Raw genomic sequence first — 21,392 nt, 5'->3', positions numbered from 1 at the left:
GTGTTGACCTGCACCTGTTTAGGCGACACATTAATAAAGGTGGAGATTTGAGAGGGCGGTTCTCGCAGAACCATGAATCTTTCTATTCGACAACTGGCGACCTTTCGAGAGGTCATGCGAAGTGGCTCGATTTCTGAAGCCGCGCGTACGCTTGGCCGGACGCAACCTGCAGTCAGCTCCACAATCGCGGGTCTTGAAACCGAACTGGAATTGAAACTGTTCGTTCGCGAGCAAGGCCGTCTGGTTCCGACACCGGAAGCGGAATTCTTCCTGGAAGAAGCGGAAGCCATTCTCAAGCGGCTGGAAATTTCCAAGCGCACCCTGCGCGGTCTCGCCAACCGGGAACACGGCCAACTGCGGGTCGCAGGCATACCGGAAGCGACGGCCGATTTCCTGCCCAACAGCCTGTCGAAGTTCATTGCCGACAAGCCAAGCGTCAAGGTTGCCCTGGCCAGCAGAACGTCAGCCGAAATCGAGGAACTGATCGCCGCGCAGCAATTCGATATCGGATTTGCAGAAACACCGAGAGCCCGAAATTCCTTCGACCAGATCGACTTCGACCTGGAATGCATGTGCGCGATCCCCGCGACCGATCCCCTGGCCTCGAAGGAAGTCATTACCCCGACTGAACTGGATGGATATCCGCTGGCGCTGCTTCATTCAGAACATCGCAGCCACCGGCAGACACTCGCCCGTTTTCGCGATGCCGGAGTTCGTTTCAACCAGCGCTTCGAACTTCAGACGGCCTGGCTTGGGCTCCGCTTCGTCGAAGCAGGCCTCTGCGCCCTGATGTGCGACATGATCACGGCCTACAACGCGCAGGAAAAAGGTCGGCTCGGCATGGGCCCGCCCATGATCGTCTTTCGTCCGTTCCGGCCGCGCATTCAGAACAGCCTGTCGATCCTCACACCGACCCACCGGCCGATTTCCATTGTCGCCAAGGACTTTTGCGACTTCCTCGCCGCGGAGGTGGAAAGCATCCGCACATCCATGATCAAGCGGACAGCCTGATAGTTTGCCGGAAACGTCCGGCTCGTAAGTTCAGTGGTGTCGGGGAGCAGGTTTTCGACGAAATGCGAGCGACTGACGGCGGTCTCGCCGTCAAACAGGCTGCGGTTCGCGGTTATTTTCTCGCGTTATGCCGCGGTCGATGGGGCTTGCACAATCTGTCAGACGCACGCCTGATCAAACAAAGTCGAGCTGGCTGCACCGGTATTTCAGTTTGACCCACCTCCGGACACCCACAAGTTTCTGGCTGGATGTCCGGAAGACTGGTCTGTCACCAGATCAGGCGGCTGCGTTCTGGAAAATCGCGCTGTTGGCAGCGACGATGGCAACCGCATTGGTGCGATTTTTCGCCCCGAGACGAGTGATCGCATTGCGGATATGCGCTTTGACGGTCGCAATCGACACGTCCAGCTCATAGGCAATCTGCTTGTTCACCTTGCCTTCGCACAGCTTCACCATGATTTCCAGCTGGCGCGGCGTCACCAGGTCGGTGAGGTTGATCGGCCAACGGATGCCTGCGGCGAACGGGCCGGCGCTACCATTGACTGCGGAACTTGTCGGCAAGGCGAAATGAGCGGTCATCACTATGTTCCTTGGGTTTGTATTCCTCCGTGGTGGCAGGACTTTTCATGATTATCCGGCTATTGTAAAATGTTAAAATGCATACTGCATAATGTTAAAGTTTTGCAATTTGATCCTGAAGGGTGCCAAGCGTGAGCAAAAAACTCTATTCCGGCCACACGTTGAGGCAAATCCGCTCGGATTTCGGCCTTTCCCAGGTGGAGTTTGCAAAGAAAATCGGCCTTTCCACCGCCTATGTGAACCAGATCGAAAACAACAACCGCCCGGTCACCGCCTCGGTGTTGCTAACGATTAACAGGATCTTTGGCGTCGATCTGTCGGCTTTCGAGCAGAACGACCTCGACCGGGTGGTGCAGGATCTTCAGGAAATTTTCGCCGACACCCAGTTTCTGACGGCTTCCGTCGGCCGGCAGGAAGTGCATGAACTGGTCACTCGGGCACCAGGCGTCACCAAGGCGATCATGGATCTTTACGGCGCGCTGCGGACCTATCACGACCGGGAAGCGAACGAGGACGATCTGGTCCAGCTCGGCGGCAGTCCGGAAAGCGGTCCCGGACCTCGGAAATCCGCTTATGAAGAGGTCCGCGACTATTTCCACTACATGGACAATTACGTCGACAGCATCGACCGGGCCGCGGAGAAGCTCTCGCTGGAGATCGGACTTTCGAAAGCCCCTTCGAAGTTCACCGCCCTGACCACCTGGCTTCAGGAACGCTTCGGTATATCAGTCACGGAATTTCCGGACTATCGAGGCACGTTGATCCGTCAGGACGATTTCGCCCGCACCATCGCGCTCTACAGTGCCATTCCGCAATCGACCAAGAGCTTCCTGCTTGGGTCAGTCGTCGCCGAACTGTGTGTCCGGGACCTCATTTCGGAAGAGGTCACCAAGGCAAGGTTCAAGACCAAGTCGGCGGAAAGCATCGCGCGGTTGGCCTTGCGGAACTATTTCGCGGGCGCCTTGATCCTGGCCTATGACGACTTCCTGAAAACCGCTGCGGAAACCCGGCACGACATCCAGCTTCTGTCCAACCGGCTGGACGCCAGTATCGAGACCGTCTGCCACCGTCTGTCGACCCTGCAACGCCCCGGCGCCAAAGGTCTGCCGTTCTACTTCGTGAAGATCGACCGGGCCGGCAACGTCGTCAAACGCCACAGCGCAACCCGGTTCCAGTTCGCCCGCTTCGGCGGCTCCTGCCCGCGCTGGAACGTCCATCAGGCCTTTGAACAGAACTCCAACAAGTTCACCTCGCAGGTCGCCCAGATGCCTGACGGAGTACGCTATCTTTGCGTGGCGACCAGCATCACCAAGCACCAGCCGGACTACCGCAGCGGCGAGCGCCGCTACGCGCTTGGTATCGGCTGCGAGGTGCAATATGCCGATGCGGTCGTCTATGCCGACGGGCTTGCGGTCGACGAGATCTCCTCGCCCGAGCCCATTGGCGTCAACTGCCGCATCTGCCCGAGGGACAATTGCGACCAGCGCGCCTTCCCGGCTGTCGACAAGGAACCTTTCATCGATTCAGGCCAGCGCGGCATTGTGCCATATCGGGTGAAGGCGGCTGATTAGGTGTGAAATTTCAGAGGCTTGCCGGACACGCTGCAAGCAGCTCAATACAGGTTTGCTCAGCTTATGTTAGCGCGACTCAGTTCAGCCCAACCAACTTCCCCCTCATCCTGAGGAGGACCGTCAGGTCCGTCTCGAAGGATGGGCCGCTTGCCCAGAATATGCCGCCCATCCTTCGAGACAGCGCCAAGGCGCTTCCTCAGGATGAGGCAGTGGGTGGGCAGATTTCAGCAGAATGGACCAACCACACCCAATTTCTCCGACCAGTGTCCCCTCAGACCCGCCGTTCCGCCTGGATCATGTCAGCAGCCTTTTCCGCGATCATCACCACGGGCGAAGCCGTGTTGCCGGAAACGATCTTCGGCATGATCGAGGCATCGATGACCCGAAGGCCGTCGAGACCGCGAACTTTCAGCTGAGGATCGACGACCGACTGTTCGTCCGGACCCATCCGGCAGGTTCCGACCGGGTGGAAAATCGTGGTGGCGATATCGCCGACCTTTTTCAGAAGGTCCTCGTCGCTGTCGACCTGAGGCCCCGGCAGGATTTCCTCCGGCTGGTAGGCCTGCAAGGCCTTGGCCGTCATGATCTCCCGCGCCTGACGTACGGACTTGAGGGCAATGAGCTTGTCCTTTTCCGCCGACAGATAATTCAGCTTGATGTCGGGTTGCCGCCCACTATCACCGCTCTGAATATGTGACGCACCAACGCTTTCCGGACGAAGGTTGCACACCGAAACCGTGATTGCCGGGAACGGATGCAGCGGGTCGCCGAGCTTGTCGGTCGAGAGAGGCTGGACGTGATATTCGAGATCCGGCGTTTCAAGTGACGGATCTGACTTGGTGAACATGCCGAACTGGCTGGGTGCCATCGACATAGGCCCGGATCGCATCAACCCGTATTGAAGCGCGATCGAGGCTTTTCCGAAAAGACTGTTGGCCATCGTGTTCAGGGTCTTGGCGTTCTTGACCTTGTAGACCGTTCGGATCTGAAGGTGATCCTGCAGGTTCTCGCCAACGCCAGCACGTTCATGCTTCACCTCGATGCCGTGCTGCGACAGCACCGCGCCATTGCCGATGCCGGAAAGCTCCAGGATCTTGGGTGAATTGATCGCACCGGCAGCCAACAGAACTTCGCGCTCCGCCCGCGCGGTCCTTTCCTGCCCCTTCACGGTGAAGGTAACACCGGTTGCGCGCTTGCCTTCCAGCAGGATCGACCTGGTTTCGGCATGGGTGATCAAGCGCAGGTTCGGCCGTTTCAGTGCCGGGCGAAGGAAACCTTTCGCCGTGTTCCAGCGAACGCCGCCATTCTGGTTCACCTCGAAGAAACCGCTGCCTTCGTTGCTGCCGTCATTGAAATCCGCACGCGGTTCGACACCGAACTCCCGTGCGCCTTTCTGAACGGCTTCGAGGATTTCCCATTTCAGGCGCTGCTTGGAGACTTTCCACTCACCGCCACCGCCATGCAAACCTGACTTTCCGGCATGATGGTCTTCCGACTTCAGAAAATAGGGCAGCACATCATCCCAGGACCAGCCGACGTTGCCAAGCTGACGCCAATGGTCGTAATCCGCCGCCTGGCCGCGCATGTAGATCATGCCGTTGACGGACGTACAGCCACCCAGAACCTTGCCACGCGGATAGACCAGGCTGCGTCCGTTGAGGCCCGGCTCGCTGGCTGTCTTCATCATCCAGTCGGTGCGCGGATTGCCGATGCAAAAGAGATATCCGACCGGGATATGTACCCAGTGATAATTGTCCGAACCGCCTGCTTCCAGAAGCAGCACCTTGACCGAAGGATCCTCGGTCAGCCGGTTTGCCAGAACACAGCCGGCCGTTCCGGCTCCGACGATCACATAATCGTAGGTTCCATCGAGTGAAGTCGGACCGCTCATGTCGTTTCCCGTTTCCTGCCCATTTCCCGTCCGCAGTCTTTCCTGCTGCGGTCCAAACTTCGATGATCTGCATCATGCCGGACCAGGCAATCTTCCGCCGGCACTGATGTGACCCTTTAACACCCTCATCCTGATCAGGTTTTCTGTTTCTTCGCAAACTCGAAAAGAGACATATGTGGGCGCTCGCCGATGCGAATTCGCCCGGCTGTTTCCCTCACACTAGAAGATCCTGACGTTTCGGCAATTCCTCCAAGAGGACTATTCGTCCATGACATGCATATCGGCCCAGAAGGACCGAAGAGCATCTGTCAGCTTGCAGTAGGTCCGGTAGCGCCGGTCGTAGTGCGATTTCATCGCAGCCACCGGCAGGTATTCCTTCTGCGCCCTCGTCATGGCTGCAACAGCCGTCTCGTAATCAGGGAAGAGACCGACACCAACACCGCCTCCAATGGCCGCGCCCAGCGCACCCGTCTCACGGGCTTCCGCAACGGTGATCGGAACGCCCAGGCAATCGGCGAACATCTGCGGCCAGACCGGGCTGCGTGACCCGCCTCCGGAGAGCACTGCCCGGTCGAACGTGACACCGGTTCTCCCGAGCACCTCGATATGGCGGCGATGTTCAAAGAGAACCCCTTCGAACAAGGCCCGCAGCAGGTGCCCTTCCGAATGCCAGCCGGCGAGACCATAGAACCCGGCGCGGAAGTCCGCCCCAAGCCGCGAGCCGTAAAGGAACGGATGAAAGAACGGGTCGTCCGCCGCGGGCGCGACCTCCGCGATCCTCGCGTTGCAATAGCCGAACGGATCGTCGTGATGTTTCCCGCGCTCCACCAGCTCCCGCACATACCATTCCAGGTTGGCAGCCGATGTTGCGCTCGATTCGATATTGACGAACCGGCCGGGGGCAAAACCCGAGGCCATGAACATTGCCTTGTCGACGATCGGGGCCTCCGAAAAGACCTGATTGATGCTCCAGGTGCCTGCAATGATCGAGGCTTCGCCGGGATGGACAACGCCCGACCCGAGCGCGCTGGCGATCACGTCAAAATAGCCGCCGACAACCGGCGTCCCTTCCTTCAGTCCGGTCGCAGCCGCGGCTTCTGCCGTGACATGCCCGGCCACATCCGCCGGTTCGACCAGATGCGGCAGCATCGGCTCCGCCTCGCCGAGACCATAAAGTTCCAGCAGCTCCCTGTCGTAGAGATTGTCCGGCAACCTCAGCAGACCGCACCCCGACATGTCGGAGATCTCGCTGACGCGTTCTCCGGTCAACTTGAAGGTGATGAAGTCCTTGCACAGGAGCACGGTTCCGGTCCGGGCATAAAGATCCGGCCGGTTATCCTTGATCCAGGCAAGCAGCGTCGGGGTCTGGGATGGCCAGGGCTCCTGCAGGCTCAGGGCGTGCAGCCTGTCGCCATGCGCCTCACGCAGCTTGCCTGCATGATCCGCGGCGCGCGTATCCAGCGACTGGATGCCCAGCAGTGGCTCATGGTCCTTGTCCAGCAGGTAAAGACCATTGCCGTGCCCGGCACAACCAACTGCCGCGATCTGCGAAGGCTCGACACCGGCTTTGTCAAGGCACTCGCGGATAACCGTTTGCGCATTGCGCCACAACTCTCCGAGATCGCGTTCAACATGTCCGGGAGCAGGTGAAAACGATTGGCCGTCCAGTGCGCTCATCGCCACCTGGCGGCCCGCCAGATCGAACAGGACAGCCTTGATCACCGTGTTGCCGGCATCAAGCCCCAGCAGATAAGTCCTGTCGTCAGCCACGATTATAGATGTCCCATGCTTCGTCACCGTCGGCACCGTTGTGGATCATCGCCATGAGTGCCGCAACCACCGCTTTCGGGTTGTCGTGCTGATAGATGTTGCGTCCATAGACCATGCCCTTGGCACCCTGGCGCATCAGTGCAGCGGATTTCCTGAGAACGGTCTTCAGGTCTTCCTTGCCACCACCACGCACCAGAACCGGAACGCGCGCCGCTTCGACCACCCGGTGGAAATCTTCCGCGTTATCGGTCGGGTCCGCCTTGATGATGTCAGCTCCCATCTCGCTTGCCAGCCGAACCAGTGTCACGATCTTGTCTGCGTCGCCATCAACCTGATAGCCACCCCGGATGTCGTTCGGCAGCATCACCAGCGGCTCGATCATCAACGGCATGCCGTACTTGTGGCAGGCAGCGCGCACCCTGGAGATATTCTCCACGCATTGGCGAAACAGCTCCGGCTCGTCCGGCAACATGAACAGGTTCACCACGACACAAGCCGCATCCATTTCCAGAGCCCCGATGATCGGCTCGTCGGCATTCTGCAGCAGCGACCACATCACCCGGTGGCGCTGGTCATTGTAGGGGTTGCCCATGTCAATGCGCATCACCAGCGCCGGCTTGTCCTTCTCCGGACGCGACTGCAACAGATCCGCCTGGCCATAGGCCATCTGGATCGCATCAGGCCCGGCCTTGACCAGGGTGTCGACAACCCCGGCCATGTCTTCCAGGCCAACCATGAAGCTCGGTTCGTTGCACACGCCATGATCAACGGCGACATCCAGGCAGCCGCCGTGGGTGAACATCCGGTTCATCCGGGCTTTGGGGCTCAAACGCATATTCTGCTCCTGCTTGTGTCTTGGTTCCGGCGATCTTCAAACGAAACGCCGTGATAGGTGGAAAGGTCTTCGATCAGCCGGTCGCGCTGAAGCCCGCGCTCTGCGTCGGACCAGCCGAGTTCTTCACCGGCGATCACCGCCAGCTTGTCGAGCAGCTCTTCACGCATCAGTCCTTGGATGGCGAGCGTCGTCCGCCGCAACACGATGTCGGCAAGGGTCACCACGCTTTCGCGGGAGGCGAGGAAGGCAATCTCCGCCGCTGTGATTTCTGTCTGCGGCGAAAGTGCCTCGTCGTCCGACCGGCCCTGACAAAAGGCCAGCAGCTCCGTCGCTGTGGTGCCATAGGTCGCCACCAGGTGCGCGGCGCGCGCGGGACCAATGCCATGGTTCGAGATCAGGTCGCGCTCCAGGATCACGGCAGCATCAGGAAAATCCTTTCCGCCGCCGATCGGGCGCGACAGGGTGCCGACCTGCCTGGTCCGACCAAGTTCGCTGAGCACTTCGTCCGTCGCCTGTTCGGCAAAGGCACGAAACGTTGTCCACTTGCCGCCGATCATGCAGATCTGCGGAACGGGTCCTTCGATACGCTTGGTAAAATGGCCCCTGGAAATCCGGCCGGTAAAATCATGATCGCTCTTCGGCAATGGCCGAATGCCGCTGTAACTGAAAACGACATCATCCGCATTGAAGTCGATCTCCGGAAAGACCAGCCGGAGCGAGCCCAGAATGTAGGCTTCTTCTTCCGGCTCACAGCGCACACGTTCGGCCGTCTTGACGCGGATATCCGTTGACCCGGCCAGCACCTTGCCGAAGAACGGAAAGACAATGCAGACCCGGCCATCCGAATTCTCGAAATAGACCATATGGCCGCCAAGCGCCTTCTCCAGCGCTGGATTGTCGAGAATGAGATGCGATCCTTTTGTACCCGACACCAGGCGTTCGTGGCTGGAATTGCCGGCAAGCTCATCAATGGCATCATCCAGCCAGGCGCCAGTGGCATTGACGAGGATCTTCGCCGAGATCTCTTCCGTTCGGCCGCTCACCTGATCTCGCACAACAAAACCGCTCCCGGCCGGCTCAAGACAGGCATAGTTGAGGGCGACACAGTCCGGAACCACTTCTTCCGCTTCCCTGACCAGTTCCAGACCAAGCCGCTCCGGGTGGCTGATCCAGGCATCGTGATAAGTGGCCGAACACCGGATGGCACCGGTCAGTCCAGGCCAGGTATCCCGGGTCGCCTTCGCTCCACGGAAACGGTGTTTCGGCAACAACCGGCGTTTGCGTGTCACCCAGTCATAAAGCGTCAGCCCGAGCTTGATCGGAACCGCTCCCCGGCTGGAGGGCTGACCTGAAAAGCCGAAGAAACTTGCCGCGCTGTTCAGAAGTCCGGAAAAGAGCGAGCCGATGGGAATGACGGTCGGCAGCGGATGGACAAGATGGGGCGCATTGACCAGCAGTGCGTCGCGTTCGCGCAGGGATTCGCGCACCAGGTCGAACTCGCCGTTTTCCAGATAGCGCAATCCTCCATGGATCATGCGCGACAAGGCAGAACTGCACCCCGAACAAAAGTCGTTCCGTTCCACCAGCAGCACCCTGACACCCTGCAGCGCCAGATCCCGGTAGACCCCGATCCCGTTGATACCGCCGCCGACGACAACGGCGTCGAACGCGCCGTCACGCGCGATACGGTCCCATTTTCCTTGCCGTTGTTCGGACATGCCTTCCCCGTTCACCGGACGGATGCCCGGTGCCCTTTCCAATCTCAATTTCGAAGTCTCTTAAGCGGCGAGTTCGGTCAGATGGGTCGCGGCGGCATCGCCGATGAGCCCGATTTCTTCACTGGTCAACCTGAGGCGCCCCGCCTTGGCATTCTCCCGCGCCTGCTCCGGATCGCGGGCTCCGCACAAGGAGAAGGTGATGCCCGGCTGCTGCAGCGTCCAGGCGATCACCACCTGGGCCTTGGTGGCTCCATGGGTCTCCGCTATCGGTGCGATGGCGTCCATCAGCCTGGCAACCTTGCGGCGGTTTTCGACCGAGAAGCGCGGATTGTCCTTGCGCTGATCATCACCTTCGAAGGCTCTGTCAGGACCGATCTTGCCCGTCAGAAGGCCCAGCGCCAGCGATGAATAGCTCAGCACCGAAACTTTTTCCTTGAGGCAGAGCGGCACCAGGGTGTCCTCGATGTCGCGCTTGATCATCGAATATTCTTCCTGGATCGCGTCCAGCTGCCCTGCAGACACATAGGCTTTCACATCGTCGGCGGTCGTGTTGCTGGCACCGATGGAGCGGATCTTGCCCTGGGTCTTCAGGGTTTCCAGCGCCTCCATGGTTTCCGCAATCGGCGTGGTCGGATCCTGCCAATGGGTGATGTAGTGATCGATGTAATCGGTCCCAAGCCGCTTCAGGCTCTGCTCTACCTCATGGACGATCGCATCCTTGCCGAGATACCGGTGTACCGGCTTGCCGTCGTAATCAAAGAAGTGATTGCCTTTCTGGGTGTGCCAGACGAGACCGCATTTGGTTGCCAGCACCACCTTTTCGCGGCGGCCCGCAATCGCCTTGCCGACAATCTCTTCCGACAGCCCCTGGCCATACGCCGGAGCAGTGTCGATCAGGCTGATGCCTTCATCGATGGAAGCCTGAATTGCGGAAATCGACTTGGCTTCATCCGTGCCACCCCACATCCAGCCGCCAATGGCCCAGGTGCCGAGCCCGATAGCCGACGCCTCGATGCCTGAACGTCCGATCTCGCGTGTCAGCATTTCATGCAACATTCTGTTTGCCTTCCATGGTTGCAAGGACCGCTCCCGCGGTGTCCTCGTCCAAGATGAGTGAATTCAGATAGTTTCCGTTGAGGACGGCCCGGATCGGCCAGATCTTTTCGTCGCCCGAGGTCACCCCGATGACGCGCTTGAAGCGCCGCAGCTCTTCTGGCGCCAGTGCGACCAGCCGCGAATTGAGGGCGTAGTCGGCAACCGTGCCGTCCTGCCGCATCAGGTAGGCAAGGAATTCGGCGCTGACACCGCTGCCAACCAGCATCTTGCGGTCCGATTCAGGCATCGGATGCAGGTCGTAGTAGCTCGAGCCGGGCGTCGCGATGGATCCGATGCCGACCAGAGCGATCGTTGCCTGCCGTGCCAGGTCCAGGACCTCGCGAATGGAGCCGACTTCCATCAGCATGTCGCGCTGTTCCCGGCTTTCGGCAAAGAGCGGCGCATGAAGCTGCAGCGCCTTGCCGCCCAGCTTCTCGGCCATCAGGCTGGCCTGATGATTGACATCCGTGTGGTACTTGCCCTGCACCCCTCCGGTGAGCGGCACCACGGTGACGTCGAACTTCCGGTCGGTCTCGATGTTCTGCACCACCGCCCCGACGGCCTTGCCACCCGTGATGGCGATGATGTCGCCATCGCGGATGGTCTCCACCAGATGGTTGGCAGCGGCAAGCCCGACCTGCTTCAGCGTCGTGTTCGGGCTGCCTTCGACGGACGATGTGACCAGCGCTTTTGAAAGGGGCGTCGATTGTTCCAGCAGGTTTTCCAGATCCGTCAACCGCTGGAACGGGTTCTCGATATCGATCTTGATCATGCCCATCTTGCGGCCCTGGGTGATCAGACGGTTCACCTTGGACGTCGACAGGTTGAGCAGTTCGGCGATTTCCGACTGTTTCTTGCCTTCCAGGAAATGCAGCACGAGAACCGTGTGCATCTGGCGCATCAGCTCGATATCGTTTTTCTTGTCCGCCATCTGGTTGCCTCTTCGCTGGAGCCGGGTCAGGCGCGTTTCTTGACGAGATAGTGGTCTATGGAGACCGCCGCCAGCAGGATCGAGCCGCGGATGATGTCCTGCCAATAGACCGAGACATCCAGAAGCGCGAGCGAGCTGGAGACCACTGAAAGCAGCACCGCCCCCAGGATCGCTCCGAAAATGGTACCCGAACCACCCTTGAGGCTCGCCCCGCCGATAACGGCCGCCGCAATCACGTTCAGTTCCATGCCGATGCCGAAGGTCGGCTGGGCAGAACCAAAGCGGGCCATGTAGATGATGCCGGCCACACCACACAGAGCCGAGCAAAGGGTGGTCGTGAAGAACACCACGCGCTTGGTGCGGATGCCGGAATAGGCGGCGGCCTTCTCGTTGCTGCCGGTATAGAACACCTTGCGGAACATGGTCGTGCGGCGCAGCAGGAAGTCGAAGCCGATCACCACCACAAGGAAGATCAGGATCACGACCGGGATCGGTCCGATGGACCCCTGGCCGATGAACTTGAACTCGGGCGGCAGCGTGAACAGACCGAGCGGACGCCCGCCCGTACCCAGAAGACACGCCCCCCGGGCGATCACCATGATCGCCAGCGACACGATGAAATGATGAAGGCCGACGCGGGTGACAAAGAACCCCATGAACGCCCCGATGGCCGTGCAGGCGGCAATCGAAATCGCCGATGCGACCCAGGGGTCGACCCCGTTCAGGAACAGCCAGCCGGCAATCACCATGGCCAGCGCTGTCACCGAGCCAACCGAAAGATCGATCCCGCCGGAAATCAGCAGGATGGTCATGCCGACCACCACGATGCCTTCCACCGCAAAGGCCATGACCATGGCGCGCATGTTCACCCAGGTCAGGAAGTAGGGCGAGGCGAAGGACATCACGATGAACAGCACTAGGATGATCGCGATCAGTCCCGTTTCACGCATGCGCAACAGTTTGCGGATCATCGATACGTCTGCCGGTTTGCCGTTCGGCGCGTCTGTCAGGGAGACGGCGTCTTCCATGGTTTCCCCCACGATTAGTTTATGGTTGCCTGGGCGCCCACGGACGCCAGGTGCATTATGTTTTCTTCGGTCATCTGATCGCCCGTGACTTCGCCGCTGATCTGTCCCTCCCGGACGACCAGCACACGGTCACAAACGCCGATCAGTTCCGGCAACTCCGACGAGATCACCAGAATTCCGACCCCGCTGCCGGCGAGATTGCGCAGGATGCGATGGATCTCGGCCTTTGCGCCGACATCGACACCACGCGTCGGCTCATCCAGGAAGATCAGCTTCGGATTGACCGACAGCATTTTCGCGATCGCAACCTTCTGCTGGTTGCCTCCGGAAAGCGATGACACCGGGTCAGACAGCGAGCCACATTTGAGATTGAGACGCTTGCCAAGCGTGTCTGCCTGCGCTTCCTCCCGGCTTCCGGCAATCAGACCGAAGGCATTCGCGACCTGTTCCGGCTTCAGGGCGGAGACATTGGCGGCAATGGACATATCCAGAAAGATGCCGTCACCCTTGCGGTCTTCGGACAAATAGACGATGCCCTCGGAGATGCTGTCCCGATAGGTCTTCAGCGACAGCTTGCGACCATTGAGCGAAACCTCCCCGGTCACGTCGCCTTCAAGCCGGCAGATGCCCTTCACGATCTCGCTGCGCCCGGCACCGATCAGCCCGGCAATCCCGAGGATCTCGCCCTTGCGGAGCTGGAACGAGACATCCTTGAAACGCGTGCGTTCACTCAGGTTCTGAACGTCCAGAATGATATCGTCCGTCTTTTCGCTTTCGGACTGCTTGCGCGGGTAAAGCTCGTCGATCACCCGGCCGACCATGGCATTGACCACGTCATCGGGCTGGATCTCCGCAACATTGCGGGTAGTGATGTAGGTGCCGTCCCGGAAAACGGAGACCCGGTCGCAGTTGTCGAAGATCTCGACCATGCGATGGGAGATGTAGATGATCGAGATGCCCTTGTCGGCAAGACGGCGCATGATCTTGAAGAGGATCTGCGCTTCTTTCTCTGTCAGCGCCGCGGTCGGCTCATCCAGGATCAGCACCCGGCAATCGAGTGTCAGGGCCTTGGCGATCTCGACGAGCTGCTGGTGGGAAATCGACAGATCCCGCACGAGTGTCGTCGGCTCGATGTCACCAAGCTGGCCGAGCACTTCAGCGGCCTTCTTTTCAAGAGCACGATAATTCATCAGGAACGAACGGCTGACATTGGTCGTCGCCATGAAGATGTTTTCGGCAACCGTCACATCGGGACACAGGGCAATCTCCTGGTGAACGAAGCCGATGCCGAGCTTCTGCGCCATCGCCGGAGATGAAATGACCACCGGTTCGCCATCGAAGCGGATTTCTCCGCTGTCCGGCTGCAGGATGCCGTCGATGATATTCATCAGCGTCGATTTGCCGGCGCCGTTTTCCCCGGCAAGCGCATGGATCTCGCCCTTGCGCAATTCGAAACTTACCCCCTTGAGCGCCTGAACCGGCCCGAAGGATTTCGAGAGGTTGGAGATCTTGAGGATCACATCGTCAGTCATGACAGGGCCGATTTGCTCGCAATTCCGGAGAAGGAACGGGCTGCCTGATCTGCTGCATCGATTGCAGGCAGCCCGCCGTATCACCCGGGGCTCCAAAGGAGCCCCGGTCTGTTCATCAGCTCGGGTCGCGGCCTTCCATGTAGGCGTTGAGGTCGAAGCTGTCGGCGTTTTCCTTGGTGATCACGGCAAAGCCGTTGTCGACGTAAGGGATCTGAACCGGGTTGTAGCCGGACACCTTGTAGTCGTTGAACGGATCGAACACGTCGGAGTGCGCGGCGAGGAACACGGCCATGAAGCCCATGAACCCCTGCATGCCCTGGTTCGGATTAAGCGCCATGTGGATATTGCCCGCCTTGATGTGCTCAAGAGTGGTTGGCGTCACATCGGCATGCATGATCAGCACTTTCGCTTCCGCTTCCAGCACCGCTGCGACAGCTCCTTCCGCAGAGCCCGCTTCCGGGATCCAGAGAGCGGCAAGGTTCGGGTTGGCCTGAAGGATTGAGGCCGTTGCCCGGTAGGCGGCATTGCTGTCCTGGTTGGTCGCCTGGCGGCCGACCAGTTTCATGTTCGGGTAGTGCTCTCCCATGTAGTCGAGCAGCGCGGTCACGCGCAGATCGTGGTTCGACTGACCCGGGTTTTCAAGAACCGCATATTCCGCGCTGTCACCAACCTGCTTGACGATTTCTTCGGCGGCAAACTTGGCTTCGGCAAGGTTGTCGGAGGTGATATAGGCACTGCGCTTGGACTTCGGAGAATCCGCCGCGAAGGTCACGACCTGCGTGCCGTTGTCGACGGCCCGGTCGATCGGCTCGATAAACGGATCGGACTGCATCGGGTGCAGCAAGACACCAGCCGGCTGCTTGACCATGTCCTGCTCGAAGGAAGCGATCTGCTTGGTGATGTCATAGTCCGGCGTGCCGGAGAAGATCGTCTCGCAGCCGAATGCGGACGCAGCCTGCTTGAAGCCCTGATAGACCGGCACCCAGTAGGGATGGCCGGAAACCATCACGTTCATGATGTAGGTTTCGCCCGGCTCGCATTTCAAACCGTCTGCCGCGGCCGGAGCTGCGGTCAGAACTGCAGCCGACAGTATGGTCGACGCGAGAATTCCCTTGAAGATAGAAGTGCCCATGGTTTCCTCCCTGGACCAACGGGCTGCCAACCGCGAACGGTCGAATGCCCGATGGGTGATCGATTTCAGATTGTCAGGACATCCAGTCTGCGTTCCTCTCAACGCAGGGAGCCTGACGCTGCTCCTCCCGGTCTTGCAGGTCAGCCTGTCAAAGAGATCAGCTCACTGCAAGAAATTTCAAACACTGGTTTTTATCCCAGCGAGACCATGGATAAGGGCAGCCCCCGAAAGCCGTCAAACTGTTTTGGTATTTATTTCTTTTTCTGAAATTTATTTCAACCAACACCTCAAATAAGACATTGCCGAGTGAAGACCAGAAAGAGAACACAAGCCATTGAGAGAAAATATCTTTTCGTGGCAGGCGCTGCACCTGACCACTTGAAATCGCTCACCATGAACGTGCCGGCAAACTGATGGAACGCCCCTGACGAAGCCGAAATCCGACCCCCAGCCCCTCAGCTTTGTGATGCATATGAACACAAAAAAAGGCCCGGAAGCGGATGCTTCCGGGCCGGTTGATCGTGATGGCAGAAGCCTTGATCAGGCCTTCGCCGGCTCCGCACCGTCCGGAACCGGGCTGGTCCCGTCGGCACCGGCTTCCATGTGATGCTTGTCGTGCACCGGCTTCACCAGCGAGTTCGCGATCAACGCGATCACGAGCAAGCCTGCCATGGCATACATGGTGGTGTTGTAGAGGCTCGGTGTGGGATCCACCGTGCCGGCCGGAGCGATTTCCATCAGCCGGGCAACAGTCACCGTCTTTGCGGCCACCAGCTGGTCGAGCTGATCGACACCCGCACCGAATTTCTCGGCAAAGGCACTCGGGTCCACCTTGGCGGCAAGATCCGTGATCGCATTGTTCAGGGACATGTTCCGCAGCTGGGTGATCGCCAGCGGCCCCAGAACGCCTGCCGTACTCCACGCCGTCAGCAGACGCCCATGGATACCACCGACATATTTCGTGCCGAAGATATCAGCGAGATACGCCGGGATGGTCGCAAAGCCGCCGCCATACATCGTGAAGATGATCATGGTGGCTGCATAGAACATCACGAGCCAGGTGACGGCCGGATTGACGCTCACCTGTTCTGCTGCAAAGGGGATCGATAGGTAAAGGATGATCCCGAGCACGAAGAAGCAGTGGTAGGTGTTCTTGCGGCCGATGAAGTCCGAAGTGGAAGCCCAGAAGAACCGTCCGACCATGTTGAAGACCGAGATCATGAACACATAGGTTGCCGCAAAGGCCGAATTCACGATCAGCGGCAAGGTGGTGCCGAAGATTTCCGTCATCATGGTCTTGGCAACGCCGATCACGCCGATACCCGCCGTCACGTTGAAGCAGAGCACGATCCACAGCAGATAGAACTGCGGTGTCTTGAGTGCCTGATCGATGTGAACGTTGTTGTGGGTGATCATCTTGCGGGACGCAGCATCGGCAGTTGGTGGTGTCCAGCCGGCCGGACGCCAGCCTTCGCGCGGAACCCGGTAGGAGAAGGCCGCGATGATCATCACGACCAGATAGACGATGCCGAGCGTGAAGAACGTCCCTGCAGCCCCGGTGTTACCGGTACCGACCACATAGATCCCCTCCTGAAGCGCAACAGGCGCTGCTGCCACCTGCTTGGCGCCTGCGATAACCACTTCCACCATCTGGCCGTTGACTTCCGCAAGGCGCTTGCCGCCTTCGGTGATCAGGGCAACAGATCCTTCAGGCCCCAGGTATTCCGGCGCCTTGTAGAACAGACCGAGCAGATATTCCTTGATCGGCGTTGCGATCATCGCTCCACCGCCAAAGCCCATGATGGCCATGCCAGTGGCCATGCCGCGCCGATCCGGGAACCACCGGATCAAGGTGGAAACGGGTGATACGTACCCAAGCCCCAGACCGCAGCCGCCGATCACGCCGTAACCGAGGTAAAGCAGCCAGAGCTGGTGCGTCATGATGCCGAAGCCGCCGATGATGAATCCGCCGCCCCAGCAGATGGCGGCAACGACGCCGACCATGCGAGGGCCGACTTCCTCAAGCCACTTGCCACCGAAGGCGGCCGCAAGCCCGAGAAACACGATGGCAACGGAAAAGATCCAGACGACCGAAGACAGGCTCCAGTCTTCCGGCGCTGCGGCAACCACCCCGAACTCTTTGATCAGAGGCGGGTTGAAGATGCTCCAGGCGTAGACGGAGCCGATACAAAGATGGATGGCGATGGATGCTGGCGGAACCTTCCAGCGGTTAAAACCGTCCTCTGCGACGATATGTTCCTTTTTCAACCGATCAAACATGCACTTATTTTCCTCCCATGCACGGTTGTCGGGCATTCCTCCGGGAAGGTGCCGGTCCCTTTGCGGCCGGCCTGTCATGTCTCCCCCGGTCCGGCAAGACAAAGCCGGATGCCCCGCTCCCGGCAGACGCGCACCTGTCGAAGCCTCCCGCTTCAGGTCCGCAGCGCAGGAACGGTTGCACCGTCCCGCGCCTTCCGGCAGCTCCTTGCTGATGGCAAGTTCGGGGCCAGTTTCTTTTCTGTTGAATTTCAGACAGTTAGATTTTCAGGAAGAACGATGAGTGGACATTTTGTCCACATTCAAAAGTTGTTTTCCGGCCGTTTGGGACAATCTGTCCAGAAGCCCTTGATCGCCCAAACGGCCTAGATGCCGGGCGCAACTCAGGGGCAGCCCACCCGCAACGTCAAGCGCTTTCAGGCAACCAGATTGTGAAAACGGTCCCGGTCCCTTCGATGCTTTCCACCTTGATATCGCCGCCCTGACGGCTGACCAGCGTCTGGGTAATCGAAAGCCCCAATCCGGTGCCCTGCCGGCTTTTCGTCGTGTAGAAGGGGTCGAATATACGCGCGATAACATCCGCGCTCATGCCGACGCCGGTGTCCGAAATCTCGATCGACACTCCGGCGACATCTTCCTTTTTCATATCCCAGGTTTTCATCGTCAGCGTGCCGCCGCCGGGCATGGCATGGATGGCATTGACGATGAGGTTGATCAGCACCTGCTGCAGTTCCGTCCGGTTCATCAGCACCAGACGGGAGGCAGTGGCCTCGCGGACAACCTCGATATCGGTCTTGCGCAAGAGATGGCGGACCAGCGGAAGACAGTCAGAAATCACCTCGTCCGGCGCGTGCCGATCGGCATAGCCTGCATATTCGTCGGGCTTGGCGAACTGCAGCAGCTTCATGACGATCTGGTTGATCCGGTCCACCTGCTCGTCGATCAGGCGGATTTCCGTACTGGCAACCTTTGCATGCTCGCCGAGCAGCATGCGCAGCACTTCCAGATTGCCCTGGATCACCGCAATCGGATTGTTGATCTCGTGGGCAACACCGGCTGTAATCTCGCCGATGGCGGCAAGCTTCTCCGACATGATCAGTTGCTTGGTGGTGTCTTCCAACTGCCTGTTCGCCATCTTGAGGTCGCGCGTGCGTTCCTCGACGCGGGTGTTCAGCTCCTCGTTCCAGGACCTGAGCTGCCGGTCGCTTTCCTGAACCAGGTCGAGCAGATGATCGAGATGCTGGGCGACACGCGCAATCTCGTCACCGCTGCCTTCGGACCGCGTGCGGGCGCCAAGGTCTCCCTTTTCGACGCTGGCAATGGTGTCCGTCATCTTTTCCAGTGGCTTGAAAACGCCGCGAGCCCACCTCAGGAACAGCGGCACGCTGCCAGCGGTCACGACAAGAAAGCCCAGCAGCAGCGCGACCAGTGTCGCCAGCTTGGCTTCCCGGAACGGCGTTTCCAGAAAGCCGACATAAAGCATGCCCACCCGCTCGCCGAAACTGTCGGTGATCGGTTCATAGGCCGAGATGTACCAGTCGTTGACGACGAACGCGCTGTCCAGCCAGACCTGCCCCTCGCCCAGCACCTTCTGGCGAACGGCGGCGGACACCCTCGTCCCAAGCGCGCGCTTGTCTTCGAACAGGCGGACATTGGTGCTGACGCGGACATCTTCGAGAAACAGCGTCGCGGTGCCCTGGCTGCCTTCGGGAAGGCTCGCCTCGCGGTAGACGAGATCGTTTATCGTGTCGATAAAGACGAGGTTCTGGTTGAGCAGAATGCCACCGACCAGAGCTGCCACGGGCGCTCCCGGCACGGTGACCGGGCTTGCGGAGTGAACCACCATGCCGCGTGTTTCCGCGGCCCTCTCGGTCGGCACCGCATTGGGTGTCGGGACGAGATCCAGCCGGGCCCGATCTGCTAGTGCCGGAGAAATCGCCGTCAGATCATCTGCTTCGAAGATATCCACGCTTGTTGCGGCAGATCCTGCAAAAGCCTGTTCGATGACCGGCCAGTCCTTGGAGACCGGCGGAACGGCACTTGGCGGAGCGGCCGCCTCAACTGTCCTGTCCCTGCGCACGACATACAGAAAATCGAGACCCAGCTCCTCACGCCGACGCTCCAGCAGCCCTGCCAGAAGTGCGGCATCACCACTGTCTGCAACGTCGCGAAAGGAGGCCGACTGGCCCAGCGCATCGATCTTTTCACCCGAATTTTCCAGGATCCTCGAAAAGTACTGATGGGCAATGGTCAGGTCGCCATTGACCTTGGTGATCAACAGGGAATCGAACTTCGCGTTCCAGCGCACCATCGCCCAGCCGAGAAAGAGTGGCAGAACCACAAGTGTCGGCAACAGGGCGATGGCCAGTAGCCTGACCCTGACGGACAGGCGGCTTCCCGATTTCCGGCGTCGTCTCTCCTCAGCCATTCCAGTCCATCAGCTTCCTGTCGATGGTCTTGCGCGAAATGCCGAGCCGCCGCGCCGCTTCGGCACGGTTTCCACCGGCTTCCTCGAGCACCATCAGGATATGACGCTTCTCCATGTCCTGCAGCGTTTCCCCGCCGGGCAGCAACAGGCTCTGCGTGCTGTGGAACTCCGCCGGAAAGCGGCCAAGGATCAAGGTTCGTTCGATCGTGTTGCGCAGTTCGCGAACATTGCCCGGCCATTCATAAGCCAGCAGCCCGGAGACGACCTCATCGGTAAACGGTACAGGCGGCATTCCAAGCTGCACGGACAGCTTCTGCATGAACAGCGAGGCAAGTTCACGGATGTCGTCACCACGCTCGCGCAGCGGCGGCATTTCGAGCTGAAGCACGTTGACCCGGTAGTAGAGGTCCGCCCGGAACCGGCCCTCCTCCACGGCCTGCTCCAGATTTGCGTTGGTCGCGAACACGAACCGCAGATCGACAGGCACTTCACGCTCGGATCCGACCGGCCGAATTTTCCGGTCTTCGATTGCCCGCAGCAACTTGCTCTGTAGTGCCATGGGCAGTTCGCCGATCTCGTCCAGAAACAGCGTGCCGCCATGCGCGTGCATGAACAGGCCGTCGCGGCTGGAACCGGCACCGGTGAAAGCGCCTTTGAGATGTCCGAACAATTCAGCTTCGATCATGTCTCCGGGAATGGCGGCGCAATTGACCGGAACGAAGGGTTTGTCCGCCCGATCAGAAAGATCGTGAAGCGACCTGGCAGCAACTTCCTTTCCGGTCCCGGATTCCCCCGTGATCAGAACGGATGTCGGCAGTGGCGCGACGCGGGAGATCGTTTCGCGGATCTCGCCGATCTGGCGCGAATGCCCGATCAGCTTGTCACGCAGAAGAAGATGGTCGGATGTTGCCTGCAACTGGTGGCGCAACAGCTGGTTTTCCCGAAGCAACGTGACCCGGTCGAGACACCTGGCAACCGCGTTCAGCAGCTGGTTGGACCGAAAGGGCTTGAGGATGAAATCCACGGCACCTGCCCGCAAGGCCTGGATCGCGGTTTCCAGATCCGCATAGGCCGTCATCAGGATCGCATCGGCGAAAAACCCGATCCGCCGCTGTTCGCCAAGCCATTCCACGCCGGATTTGCCTGGCATGATATTGTCGAGGATCACCACGTCATAATGGTGGGTATCAAGAAGCGCCGAGGCCTCGACCGTGTCGGCGGCCTGCTCGATGCGTTTGCAATAAGGCTCGAGCGTGCGGACCAGAAAATTGCGCATGCCAGGCTCGTCGTCGACGATCAAGATCGACGCCTGCGGTAGCCAGGGACCGAATTCCGGCTGTGAATCTGCCTCTTCAGGACGTTTGGAAACACCGCTCTTCATAGCCCCTCCCCGGCAGTTTCATCCGTTCTTTTGTCATGGTCCATCCTCCGGCCCGGAGCATTGCATATTCCAGTATGCAATGTCTTCCGGAGACGCACGTGCAATTGCAACTATCCGAAATCGCGCGACCAATTGCCCGAACGGGAAGCTGCCTCAGCACCGGAGCTCTCAAGTATCCCGACGTCTTCTGCTTGTTCTCTCTGCGGATCAGGT

15 protein-coding genes are annotated in these 21,392 nt (G+C 59.6%); 2 read left to right on the top strand and 13 right to left on the bottom strand.

Annotated features, from left to right (window positions below):
• Positions 1-72 precede the first annotated feature (72 nt).
• On the top strand, positions 73-1,011 hold the full coding sequence (locus J7447_RS25660; protein ID WP_031270575.1) for a LysR substrate-binding domain-containing protein: 939 nt from the start codon (positions 73-75) through the stop codon (positions 1,009-1,011).
• Between the two features lie 276 nt (positions 1,012-1,287).
• Here the strand turns inward: J7447_RS25660 and J7447_RS25655 are convergent, their stop codons facing one another.
• Positions 1,288-1,590: a LuxR C-terminal-related transcriptional regulator gene (locus J7447_RS25655; protein ID WP_077291702.1), complete on the bottom strand. Its 303-nt coding sequence runs from the start codon at positions 1,588-1,590 to the stop codon at positions 1,288-1,290.
• Positions 1,591-1,721: 131 nt separating this feature from the next.
• On the opposite strand from J7447_RS25655, the gene J7447_RS25650 reads away from it, so the two are divergent.
• Entirely contained in the window at positions 1,722-3,161 is a 1,440-nt protein-coding gene (locus tag J7447_RS25650) for a helix-turn-helix transcriptional regulator (protein ID WP_023003698.1), read from the top strand.
• Positions 3,162-3,432: 271 nt separating this feature from the next.
• Here J7447_RS25650 and J7447_RS25645 read toward each other — a convergent pair whose 3' ends face one another.
• The 12 genes from J7447_RS25645 to J7447_RS25590 all read right to left on the bottom strand — a co-directional run bounded on the left by J7447_RS25645 (position 3,433) and on the right by J7447_RS25590 (position 21,179).
• The gene (locus tag J7447_RS25645; protein WP_209171390.1) at positions 3,433-5,052 is read right to left on the bottom strand and encodes a GMC family oxidoreductase N-terminal domain-containing protein; all 1,620 of its coding nucleotides are present in this window, start codon (positions 5,050-5,052) and stop codon (positions 3,433-3,435) included.
• Positions 5,053-5,310: 258 nt separating this feature from the next.
• The gene (locus J7447_RS25640; protein WP_152505467.1) at positions 5,311-6,822 is read right to left on the bottom strand and encodes an FGGY-family carbohydrate kinase; all 1,512 of its coding nucleotides are present in this window, start codon (positions 6,820-6,822) and stop codon (positions 5,311-5,313) included.
• The gene (locus J7447_RS25635; RefSeq protein ID WP_031270580.1) at positions 6,815-7,657 is read right to left on the bottom strand and encodes a class I fructose-bisphosphate aldolase; all 843 of its coding nucleotides are present in this window, start codon (positions 7,655-7,657) and stop codon (positions 6,815-6,817) included. The genes J7447_RS25640 and J7447_RS25635 overlap by 8 nt, the downstream gene beginning before the upstream one ends.
• The gene (locus tag J7447_RS25630; protein WP_209171389.1) at positions 7,648-9,375 is read right to left on the bottom strand and encodes a glycerol-3-phosphate dehydrogenase/oxidase; all 1,728 of its coding nucleotides are present in this window, start codon (positions 9,373-9,375) and stop codon (positions 7,648-7,650) included. Before J7447_RS25630 ends, J7447_RS25635 begins: the two co-directional genes overlap by 10 nt.
• Positions 9,376-9,435: 60 nt before the next feature.
• Positions 9,436-10,431, bottom strand: coding sequence for an aldo/keto reductase (locus tag J7447_RS25625; RefSeq protein WP_209171388.1), 996 nt, complete (start codon positions 10,429-10,431; stop codon positions 9,436-9,438).
• Positions 10,421-11,401, bottom strand: a complete 981-nt coding sequence (locus J7447_RS25620) for a sugar-binding transcriptional regulator (protein ID WP_055661135.1) — start codon at positions 11,399-11,401, stop codon at positions 10,421-10,423. Before J7447_RS25620 ends, J7447_RS25625 begins: the two co-directional genes overlap by 11 nt.
• Positions 11,402-11,427: 26 nt before the next feature.
• Positions 11,428-12,372 (bottom strand): ABC transporter permease, encoded by a 945-nt coding sequence (locus J7447_RS25615; RefSeq protein ID WP_051990117.1) that lies wholly within the window; start codon positions 12,370-12,372, stop codon positions 11,428-11,430.
• 71 nt (positions 12,373-12,443) lie between these two features.
• Positions 12,444-13,961 carry a sugar ABC transporter ATP-binding protein gene (locus tag J7447_RS25610; RefSeq protein WP_209171387.1) on the bottom strand — a complete coding sequence of 506 codons (1,518 nt, stop codon included), beginning with the start codon at positions 13,959-13,961 and terminating at the stop codon, positions 12,444-12,446.
• Positions 13,962-14,076: 115 nt separating this feature from the next.
• Complete coding sequence (locus J7447_RS25605) at positions 14,077-15,093, bottom strand: substrate-binding domain-containing protein (RefSeq protein WP_209171386.1); 1,017 nt, start codon at positions 15,091-15,093, stop codon at positions 14,077-14,079.
• A gap of 540 nt (positions 15,094-15,633) precedes the next feature.
• Positions 15,634-17,373, bottom strand: coding sequence for an OFA family MFS transporter (locus J7447_RS25600; RefSeq protein WP_209171385.1), 1,740 nt, complete (start codon positions 17,371-17,373; stop codon positions 15,634-15,636).
• A gap of 403 nt (positions 17,374-17,776) precedes the next feature.
• Positions 17,777-19,798: a HAMP domain-containing sensor histidine kinase gene (locus J7447_RS25595; protein ID WP_209171384.1), complete on the bottom strand. Its 2,022-nt coding sequence runs from the start codon at positions 19,796-19,798 to the stop codon at positions 17,777-17,779.
• Positions 19,791-21,179 carry a sigma-54 dependent transcriptional regulator gene (locus tag J7447_RS25590; RefSeq protein ID WP_023003722.1) on the bottom strand — a complete coding sequence of 463 codons (1,389 nt, stop codon included), beginning with the start codon at positions 21,177-21,179 and terminating at the stop codon, positions 19,791-19,793. Before J7447_RS25590 ends, J7447_RS25595 begins: the two co-directional genes overlap by 8 nt.
• Between the last annotated feature and the right edge of the window lie 213 nt (positions 21,180-21,392).

This window comes from Labrenzia sp. R5_0, assembly GCF_017743835.1.
In the GTDB taxonomy this organism is placed as follows: domain Bacteria; phylum Pseudomonadota; class Alphaproteobacteria; order Rhizobiales; family Stappiaceae; genus Roseibium; species Roseibium algicola.
This window is presented reverse-complemented; position numbering and strand designations above follow the sequence as displayed.